The organism is Geminocystis sp. GBBB08 (assembly GCF_016743215.1).
Classification (GTDB): Bacteria; Cyanobacteriota; Cyanobacteriia; order Cyanobacteriales; family Cyanobacteriaceae; genus Geminocystis.
Window position 1 is genome coordinate 1 of the sequence record NZ_VRZC01000146.1, and the last position, 9,973, is coordinate 9,973.

Annotated in this window: 8 protein-coding genes; 2 read left to right on the forward strand and 6 right to left on the reverse strand. The window is 32.8% G+C overall.

All coding sequences use genetic code 11. The features are described 5' to 3' along the window. The 5 genes from FWJ34_RS15320 to FWJ34_RS15340 form a co-directional block, all read right to left on the reverse strand. Window positions 1–1,153 (reverse strand): transaldolase (locus FWJ34_RS15320; RefSeq protein ID WP_308256209.1); only part of this gene is annotated, 1,153 nt, incomplete at its 3' end. A gap of 440 nt (window positions 1,154–1,593) precedes the next feature. Beyond that, a complete protein-coding gene (locus FWJ34_RS15325; protein ID WP_308256210.1) occupies window positions 1,594–2,334 on the reverse strand; it encodes a phycocyanobilin:ferredoxin oxidoreductase in 741 nt (246 codons plus the stop codon). A gap of 178 nt (window positions 2,335–2,512) precedes the next feature. Next, a complete protein-coding gene (locus FWJ34_RS15330; protein WP_308256211.1) occupies window positions 2,513–3,982 on the reverse strand; it encodes a sensor domain-containing diguanylate cyclase in 1,470 nt (489 codons plus the stop codon). Window position 3,983: 1 nt separating this feature from the next. Further along, the gene (locus FWJ34_RS15335; protein WP_308256212.1) at window positions 3,984–4,595 is read right to left on the reverse strand and encodes a chemotaxis protein CheC; all 612 of its coding nucleotides are present in this window, start codon (window positions 4,593–4,595) and stop codon (window positions 3,984–3,986) included. Between the two features lie 34 nt (window positions 4,596–4,629). Then, on the reverse strand, window positions 4,630–4,986 hold the full coding sequence (locus FWJ34_RS15340) for a response regulator (RefSeq protein WP_308256213.1): 357 nt from the start codon (window positions 4,984–4,986) through the stop codon (window positions 4,630–4,632). 100 nt (window positions 4,987–5,086) lie between these two features. Between FWJ34_RS15340 and FWJ34_RS15345 the strand changes: the two genes are divergently transcribed. Further along, window positions 5,087–7,252 carry a WD40 repeat domain-containing protein gene (locus FWJ34_RS15345; protein ID WP_308256214.1) on the forward strand — a complete coding sequence of 722 codons (2,166 nt, stop codon included), beginning with the start codon at window positions 5,087–5,089 and terminating at the stop codon, window positions 7,250–7,252. Between the two features lie 58 nt (window positions 7,253–7,310). Here FWJ34_RS15345 and FWJ34_RS15350 read toward each other — a convergent pair whose 3' ends face one another. Then, window positions 7,311–8,534 (reverse strand): tetratricopeptide repeat protein, encoded by a 1,224-nt coding sequence (locus FWJ34_RS15350; protein ID WP_308256215.1) that lies wholly within the window; start codon window positions 8,532–8,534, stop codon window positions 7,311–7,313. Window positions 8,535–8,820: 286 nt separating this feature from the next. On the opposite strand from FWJ34_RS15350, the gene ribBA reads away from it, so the two are divergent. Then, a partial coding sequence (gene ribBA, locus FWJ34_RS15355) for a bifunctional 3,4-dihydroxy-2-butanone-4-phosphate synthase/GTP cyclohydrolase II (protein ID WP_308256216.1) occupies window positions 8,821–9,973 on the forward strand: 1,153 nt, incomplete at its 3' end.

A 9,973-nucleotide genomic window follows, 5' to 3' on the forward strand; every position in this document is an offset into this window, starting at 1 on the left:
CAATAGCACCTAAACCCGAAGCCATTTCTTCAAGAGTAATTTTACCATCATGATTAATATCTAAAGCATCAAAAACCGCATCAGCACCAGCCCATTCTTCCCGAGAGATAAAACCATCACCATCTAAATCATAGACATGAAAAATATCATCAATCACATGAGTCAAGGTTTCATTATTATCAAGTTTGTTTAAACGAATTGCTAAAAGTTGCTCAAGGGTTTCTAACGCCTTAGTAAAACCGATAATACCTTCTTCTAATTTTTCCGATGCCATTTTATCTTCTTGGTGCATCTTTTCAAAAGTAACTTTATCAATGGTTATTTTTTCTATATCAAGGGTTGAGGCTATTTCTGGGCATAATTTGCGAGGTAACTCTCCCTCAGTATTACTTAATTGTTCTAATAATTTGGGAGAAATAGTCAATAAATCACAACCTGCCAACTCACAAATCTCGCTAATATTGCGAAAACTTGCACCCATAACCTCAGTTTTATAACCAAACTTTTTATAATAGTTATAAATTTGAGTAACAGATTGTACTCCCGGATCTTCTGCTCCGATATAATCTTTACCAGTGGTTTTTTTATACCAGTCTAAAATTCTACCCACGAAAGGAGAAATAAGAGTAACACCTGCTTCGGCACAGGCTACGGCTTGATGAAAACCGAATAAAAGAGTTAAATTACAGTGGATACCTTCTTTTTCCAAAATTTCAGCAGCTTTAATACCTTCCCATGTAGAAGCAATTTTGATTAAGATGCGCTCTTTTCCAATTCCTGCTTTTTGATATTGAGAAATTAAATAACGGGCTTTATTTATTGTAGCGTCAGTATCATAGGATAAACGGGCATCAACTTCTGTGGAAACTCTTCCCGGCACTATATTTAATATTTGTTTCCCAAAAGCAACAGCTAACCAATCAATGGCAAGTTTTACCACCGTATTTGTATCAGCTTTTTCCCCTAATTCTTCCCTAGTTTGTTTTAAGGTATCATCAACAATGCTTTGATATTCGGGCATTTGTGCTGCCGCCGTGATAAGAGATGGGTTAGTAGTGGTATCCCTAGGGGTAAAATTTTCGATAGCTTGAATTTCCCCAGTATCGGCAACTACGATGGTATATTGACGTAATTGTTCAAGTAAATTAGTCATTGTTTTACGGGTTGATTTAATTTTTCAATATTTCTTCCATCTTAATTAAAATTAATATATTTTGCCTTCACTAATTTTTGATCTTCATAATACTGAGATCTTCTTGCATGACTTACATTAATACTTAATAGTTAAAGGTGAGCAAATCAATTCTATAGATGATTAATGCCAATTCTTATACTCATTACTCCCTCTCACAAGCCAATTTTCAACTAGGTGCAAGATATGAGTTAGAAGTAACGGCTAATTACTCCTAAATAATATTTATAAATATCTTCATAAGTATTATCGGAGTTTTAGTTACTGGGTTATCATAATATCTAACAATTCCCTAAGAGTAACTTGAAATACAATTACTTTGCATTTTTTTATTGATGTAGTGTGTTTAAATTCTTGATTCTTATAGCTTCCTGATTAATTCAGTAACCCCTACTTATTAATCAATTAAAAGAAGGTAAATCAAATAAAACAGAAGTCATGTAATTTTCAGCCCATTCAACACCAAAAGCCTTCTCTAAAACTCGGCGGGTTTTATCATTTTGTTGTTGCTGTAAACAGTAATTTTTTTGCCCTTCAAAATAGATTAATTTTTCTCTTTCTGAAAGAGGTTTAGACTTGTTAGCTATCAGGCAATGAATTGTTAAAAAATCTTTAACTCTTGTTAAAAATAACTTTTCTTCTTGATGATTATTGGGGCGAATAAATAGGCAAAAAGGAGAAAAAATATCTCCCCAAGTAGGTAAATCTCGCTTATCGGTAAAAATGACTTCCTCTAAACTAGATAACTGTTGCTGATAATCCGCAGATAAGATTTTTTCAGTATTAGTGGGCGATAAATCAACGATAGCCGCACTAATTCCCACTTTTCCTGCCACAATATCACAACCAAACATCGGTAAAGGATATTCAGAATGAGGAAACATAACACAGTGAAGAATATCCAAATTATTACCTACTTTTGCCAATTCTAAGTGCATTTTGCGAAATTCACGACTTTGATAACAATAATTTTGAATAATTAATCTTTCACCTTCTAATTTTCCTTCTACATAGCCTAAACCTTCTGGTAATTCGTAGGGTGATAAAGAGAGATTTTCTCGCCAAGTGGTAACGATAATTTCTGCTAACTCATTAATCAGAGGATGTAAACGACTTTTTATATCAGAGGAAGAAGCTATCATAAAAATTATTTAATTATTAATTTATTTATTCTAAATTTTAGTGGTGAATAGTAAAAGTAGGAGGTTAATATGTTAAGCCCTTACAATAGTTGATAATTGATAATAGTTGATAATTTAATTTTTTTTACTTTTCTAGTCTTAAGAGTCTTCTAGTCTGTCAATTCCTAATTTATCTTATCTAATTGTGCAAACCTTCATCGGCAATAATAACACAATCTCGCCCTTGTTTTTTAGCTTTATAAAGAGCATTGTCAGCAACTACAATAATTTGTCGAGAAGTTAAACCATTTTCAGGAAAATTAGCTACTCCAAAAGAGGCAGTAATCGGAGGTAAAGGTTGATTGTCATAAATTAAAGTTAATTCTTTAATAGCTATTCTCATTTTTTCGGCTATTTTTTTTGCTTCTAATAAAGAAGTATTTGGTAAAACTATAGTTAATTCTTCCCCTCCATAACGACAAACAAAATCAGATTTACGAGTATTTTTGCGTAAAATATTGCTGATAGTGGTTAAAATAAAATCACCAACTTTATGACCAAAAGTATCATTAAATTTTTTAAAGTAATCAATATCGAGCATTATTATACTTAATTTTTGATTATTTTTGAAGGCAAAATTTACTTCAGCTTCAAGAATTTCGTCTAAATAACGTCTATTATAAAGTCCTGTTAAAGGATCGGTAATAGTCATTTCATATAAATTCTGACGCATAGAAATATTAGCCAAAATTAAAGCTATTTGTTCAGCAAAATTAATAGCAAATATTTGTTGACTTTCATTTACATAATTAGCATTTGTATTAACTAAATACATAACTCCTAATTCTTTTTTTTTAGCTTTTAAACAATAATAAAAATAGGGTAATTGACTAAAATTATTCTCTCTAATTAGCCGTTGATTTTCTCGCCAATACAAAAAATAATTTCGCCAAAGAATATCTTGTTTATCTAAATCTAAATTTCCCCATTTAATAATTTTGATAATATTACCTTTGTTATCTGTAAAAAAAAAGCCCCCCACTAGATTATGAAAAAGTAATTTTGCAGAGTTAAGAATAAGTGGATATGCCGTTTCATAATTTTCACAATTTTGAAGCAATTGACTCATTTTATAAAGTTGAGTTAATTCTAAATTATGATTTTGTAACTTTTCTGAAGTCAAAGAGAGTCGCTCTTCAATTTTCTTTCTATAGCTAATTTCTTTTAAAGCCAAATCTCGTATTTCTTTATGTTGTTTCATGAGATTCGTGGTTTCTGTAACGTCTTGAATTACGATAATGCCGTCATATTGATTATCTTCGGAATGGGGTATAGAAGTAACAATTGTATGTTGAATGCGAAGTTTACCATCTGGTAAAGGGGAAGGAATTAAGTGTTTATGAAGTTGAGAAGAAAACACTGTTGCTGGTCCACCTTTTAAAGTTTGTTGAATGCGATTATAATACTTAGGCTTAATCAAATGAGGAAAAAAGTCTGCTATGTTTTGATTTAAAATATGATTACGAGGAATATTAGTCCAATTTTCGATACATCTATTCCAAAAAACCACTTTCATCTCAGGGTTTAAAACACAGATACCTACGGGTAGATAATCTAATAAAGTAAATCGTAATTGTGTGATAGGATCATCATCAGAATTAACAGTCATTTTAATCCTCCTCTAATCTTTCTAAGACTTCTAATATTTTATGAAAACTGCCTAAATGAAAAATCAGAATAATATCTCCTTGAATATTTGTTTCTTCAATAAAAAAGCGAGTTTGTGCTAACACTAAAGTAGATTCTTTTTCTAAATTTTTATTCTTAATTAGAGATTCTATATTACCTTCGATATAAGAGGGTAAAAAATATTCTAAATTTTGAGATAAAAGATTACTAATTGCACCCATTACTCCACTAATAACAATATTACCAATTTCCGTTAAAGCCCCCACTTTTAACTCATCAAGATCTGATTCGGAAAATTCCATATCTTCATCGGTTAGAATAGAAACTAATTCCGCTGCACTATCTGAAGGAAAAACTAATTCCGCATTACCATTAATTGAGCCAAAAAATTCTAATTCTACGGCTGAAAGTTTGCCTTTGCCTAATTTTAATCCTAATTCTTGCTTAACTAAATCAGGGCTAAAAGTTTTAATAAAAGGAATTTGCAAAGTTATATGACTACTAAGCATTTCATTTAGTACTCCAGCCGCTTGTCCTACACCAATAATGATTATTTCTTGTAATGCATCTATTTGTTTATCCGTTAGATTCATGGTTTAATTAAATGGTAAATTTAGCTAGAAAATTTTATTTAATTGCACTTATAATTAATTGGTTTAATTGTTCGGCTTTTACTGGTTTATTTAGCACAGAAATAGCCCCTAATTCTAAGCATTTTTGTCTCGTGGTTTCTTGGGTATCAGCCGTAATCATAACCACTGGTATCGAGGATTTTTCATCATATAACTTTTGCAAAACTTCGATGCCATTTATTTTAGGCAATAACATATCTAAACAAACAAAATCCGGTTGCTTTTCTTTAATTTGCCTTAAAGCCTCTTCCCCATCTTTCGCTTCTATGGTAATATGACCTTGACTTTTTAAAATTTTTTTGACCATACTTCTGGATAATAGTGCATCATCAACAATTAAAATTAACGCCATTTATTTTTTCAATTTTTTTGTTAATATTTTTTGATACTTTTGAATTTAAAACATATTTTAACTTATAATCAGTTTCAGGAAACTAATGGGATTAAATTTCATGGACATAGAGAAACTCAAAAAATTGGAAGAAAAATTATACAATGAAACTCCGTTAATTGGCGATCGCATCAGACAACAAGGGGCAAAAGAATTAATCCAAGAAAAAAATCCTCAAACCATAGAAATATTAACTAAAGCCTTTACTTTTACTCAGGATAAAAACCTCCAAAATTTAATTTTAAGTGCATTGCGTAATATTAAAATGCAGGAAAAAGAATTAATTGATGTGGTGTGTCAAGTATGGAGTGAAAATAGAGACTCAGAATTAGGTAAATTCTTGAAGTTAAAAGGTTGGGTAGCCGATAAACCATTAAAATTAAGACTTTTAACTGCTTTAAATTTAGGTTGGCAGGGAATTATTGAAGAAAAAGGCAATACCATCGTTGCTTCTTTATTAACTTTTTTTGATGATGAAGATACTTTTATTCAACAAACTGCTAAAGAATGGGCTTCAGGTTTTAAAACACCAGAGTTACAGGAAGAAGTGTGTCGCCTTGCCAGTGAAGAAAATAATCAAACTGCCTTAGAAGTAGCGACTCGTTGTCGTTATACTCCTAGTGAACCATCTCAAGCAGCATTGTTTTGTTATTTTACACAATTGTGGGATCAATACCAAAAAGTTGATCCAGAATATCAATTATTAGAGGAAATTTATTATAACGCCCCTGAAGAATTAAAAAATCGTATCGATAATCACGGTAAAGTTTATAAGCGTTTAGAATGGGTGTGGATGGTTTTAGGCGGAAAAGAAGGTAGAAGGTTACCAGAAATAAATTTATCTCAATGGGAGACTATTCTTAACATTTTAGGTAATGGTAAACATTGGGAAACAATGTGGTTATTAGTTACCTTTATCCCTATAGTTTTTGCCAAAACCATTGTTAAACGACTGGAAAATTATCGTTGGCAAGATCCTCAAGAGAAAATAAAATTTAATGAGTTTAGTAAAATCGTTAAAACTCTCAAAAGCAAAACTCCCCCCCAAGGTAAATTAATTCGTTGTATTCATACTTTAGAAGGGCATACTCAAGGTATAAAAACCATCGCTGTTACTCCTGATAGTAAAATTTTAATTAGTGTTGGGGATGAGATAATTCGCCTTTGGGATATAAATGAAGGGAAATTAGTTAACACTTTAAAAGGGCATTTAAAAGGAGTTACCAGCATTTGCCTCAGTAAAGATGGCACAACTTTAGCTAGTGGTAGTCGTGATAAAACTATTTCTATATGGCGTTTACCTGATGGTAATTTAATTGGTAACTTATCCGCAAATGTGGCTTCGGTGTGGTCATTAGCCATGACTGATGATGCTAAAATGATCGCTAGTGCTAGTTATCAAGAAGTGCGTTTATGGCAATATCCCCCTAGAAGATTATATAAACATTTAAAAGGGCATCAACGGGAAGTAGAAAAAGTCGTTATCAACAAAGACAATAGTTTATTAATATCGGCTGGGGGCAAAAAAGATAATAGTATCCGAGTTTATTCCTTGCCTAGCGGTGAGCATCAATGTACTTTAAGTGGACACAAAGATGCTATTTCTGATTTAGCGATAACTCCTGATAATTATATTTTAGCCACAGCCAGTCATGATTATACCGTTAAATTATGGTCATTGTCAGATGTCCAAGAAATTGCTACTTTAAATGATCATCAAGGTAAAATTTGGTGTTTAGGAATAACCCCCGATGGGCAAACTTTAGTAACGGGTAGTGAAGATAAAACTATTAAAATTTGGTCATTATCTACTCGTAAATTAAAATATACTTTAACGGGTCATCAAGGTTCAATATTTTGTTTAGATATTAGTCGTAATGGGCAATTATTAGCCACCGGAAGCACAGATAACACTATAAGACTGTGGAATATTTCTACTGGGGAAAATGTTGGCGTTTTAACAGGACATCATGATAATATAACTACATTAAAAATCACTGATGACGGTGAAACCTTAATCACGGGTAGTGGCGATCGCAAATTAAAACTATGGCGTTGGGATTTATCTCGTCTTTGTAATATATCTGTTCCAATGATTACAAAAGAAGATAGGGAATGGATTGAAAACGCTCTTATGAGTCAGAATATAACCCCAGAAGAGCGAAGTTGGCTAGTTTTAGTCCAAAAAGTATTACTAATGAGGGGACTTCAACATTCTGAGAGTTAATTACTATAATGGGCAATGAGTAATGGCTAAATTTTCTTCATTCTAAATTTTCTTCATTCTAAATTCTAAATTCTTCATGACTTATATCCATTCCCATATTTAACAATTCTACTTTTAATTCTTCTGCAACTTTAGGATTCTGTTGTTTATGTAAATAATAGGCTTTAGAGAAGGCTTTAAAACTATCTTCTAATTCTCCCTGTTTAAGTAATAAAACCCCTAAATTTTGATACGCCCAAGGATAGTCTGGATTAAGTTTAATAGCGTTTTGATATGCGTCAATGGCTTTAAAATTACGCCCCATCACCCGATAAGTTAAGCCTAAATTATAATAAGCTAAGGCAAAATTTGGCTCAATTTTTAAACATTCTTGATATAGTTTAATGGCGTTGTCAAAATCTTTTCCTTGATAACATAAACTACCTAAGTTATGATAAGCACCTAATTTTAATCTATCTAATATCGGTTGGGCGATCGCCTGACGATAATGTTTAAGTGCCTTATCCCATTGTTTTTCCTTAACCAAAGCATTGCCAAGATGGTAATGTAACTCAAATAAGATTGCAGTGGTGGCTAAATTCGATTTTAAGCCCGTCTTAAGTAATTTTAGACCTTTTTTTGTGTCACCTAAATCTAGGTATAAAGCCCCCAATTTACTGCACACATAAGCATCATTGGGATTTTCCCTTAAATAAGACTCCATGGCCTTTTTTGCCCGTTTAACTTTATTACCCTCTGCGTTAATTTGCGGTTGATAACCATAATGTTGAATAGCAATCTCTGGTAAATCGACAATTAGCCAATGAGCTTCTTTTTTTTGTAAAGATAAAACGCTATCATCAATTAAAGCGTGATAAGGACGAGAAAATTTAATGTCAGGATGCTTCCGAAATAAACGGGATAATTGGGAGTAAGGAGAAGAAAGCGCGCCAACTTCGTGACGAATTAAATTGATAACGAGATGGTTTTCTATGGTAACAGCTTGTTGAATATAAGTAACAATTGATGGATTTAAGACTTCATCAGCATCTAACACTAAAACCCATTCGGTGTTGACGTATTCTAAGGCGTAATTTCTTGCTTGGGCAAAATCATCTTGCCATGAAAAATCATAAACTTTCGCCCCCATATTGAGAGCTATTTCTTTTGTATTGTCAGTTGAGCCTGTATCAATAACTATCATCTCATGGACTAAATTTTTGACACTATGAAGACAATTAGGGAGATTTTGTGCCTCATTTTTGACAATCATGGAGAGAGAAATATTGTTAGTGAAAGTCATTTTTCGTCAATAAGAAGTGTTGTAATTTTGTCCTAAGTTGACTTAATTATAAAGAAGATTTGCTTTTTACCAAAATTAATTTTATCGAAAATTTACTCAGGCAAGGAATTTAGAATTTAGAATTTAGAATTTAGAATGAGAAAGCAAAAAGTCACCCAGTCACCTCATCACCCAGTCACCTCATCACCTAGTCTCCTAGTCACCCTCATTCCTAAAAACAGATACTGATAACGAAAGTAAGCTAAAATTAAACAAAGAATCATTATTCAAGAGTAAGTTGTTAGTTGTGTCCATCGAAAATATCCCATTTAACTCCATTGAAGAAGCCTTAGCAGATATAAAAGCTGGTCACTCAGTTGTCGTGGTTGATGATGAAAATAGAGAAAATGAAGGAGATGTAATTTGTGCGGCTCAGTTTGCAACCCCTGATATGATTAACTTTATGGCAGTAGAAGCTAGAGGTTTGATTTGTCTTGCCATGACGGGGGAAAGATTAGACGAATTAGATTTGCCGTTAATGGTGACGAAAAATACTGATAGCAACCAAACTGCTTTTACCGTGAGTATCGATGCCGCAAAACACTTAGGTGTAACTACTGGTATTTCTGCGGAAGATCGAGCAAAAACCATTCAATTTGCCATTAACCCTAGCACACAACCTGATGATTTAGCAAGACCCGGCCATATTTTCCCTTTACGAGCTAAAAAAGGTGGAGTCTTGAAACGTGCAGGTCACACAGAAGCGGCAGTAGATTTATCTCGTTTAGCCGGGTTATATCCTGCTGGTGTAATTTGTGAAATTCAAAATGCTGATGGTAGTATGGCACGTCTTCCAGAACTTTATAAATATGCGCAACAACACAATTTAAAATTAATCAGTATTGCCGATTTAATTAGTTATCGTCTAAAATATGATCGTTTTGTTTATCGAGAAACAATTTGTAACTTTCCGAGTCAATTCGGTGATTTTCAAATATATGCTTATCGTAACAGCTTAGATAAAACTGAGCATCTTGCCATTGTTAAAGGGGATATTAACAAATTTGGGCAGCAACCTGTTATGGTGAGAATGCACTCAGAATGCTTGACTGGTGACGCTTTAGGCTCATTACGTTGCGATTGTCGGATGCAGTTACAAGCGGCATTAAAGATGATTGAGAATGCTGGGTTAGGAGTAGTGGTGTATTTACGTCAAGAAGGGCGAGGTATCGGTTTAGTCAATAAACTCAAGGCTTACACTTTACAAGATAGAGGTTTTGATACCGTAGAAGCTAATGAAAAATTAGGTTTTCCTGCGGATTTACGGGATTATGGTATGGGCGCACAAATGTTAAATGATTTAGGCATTAATCAAATTCGCTTAATTACTAATAATCCTCGCAAAATTGCCGGTTTAAAAGGCTATGGCATTGAAATTATCGATCGTTTACCATTATTTA

Coding starts and splice junctions, on each gene's coding strand:
- FWJ34_RS15350 (WP_308256215.1), bottom strand. CDS start 8,534: ATGACTTTCACTAACAATATTTCTCTCTCCATGATTGTCAAAAATGAG.
- FWJ34_RS15330 (WP_308256211.1), bottom strand. CDS start 3,982: ATGACTGTTAATTCTGATGATGATCCTATCACACAATTACGATTTACT.
- FWJ34_RS15340 (WP_308256213.1), bottom strand. CDS start 4,986: ATGGCGTTAATTTTAATTGTTGATGATGCACTATTATCCAGAAGTATG.
- FWJ34_RS15335 (WP_308256212.1), bottom strand. CDS start 4,595: ATGAATCTAACGGATAAACAAATAGATGCATTACAAGAAATAATCATT.
- FWJ34_RS15345 (WP_308256214.1), top strand. CDS start 5,087: ATGGACATAGAGAAACTCAAAAAATTGGAAGAAAAATTATACAATGAA.
- FWJ34_RS15325 (WP_308256210.1), bottom strand. CDS start 2,334: ATGATAGCTTCTTCCTCTGATATAAAAAGTCGTTTACATCCTCTGATT.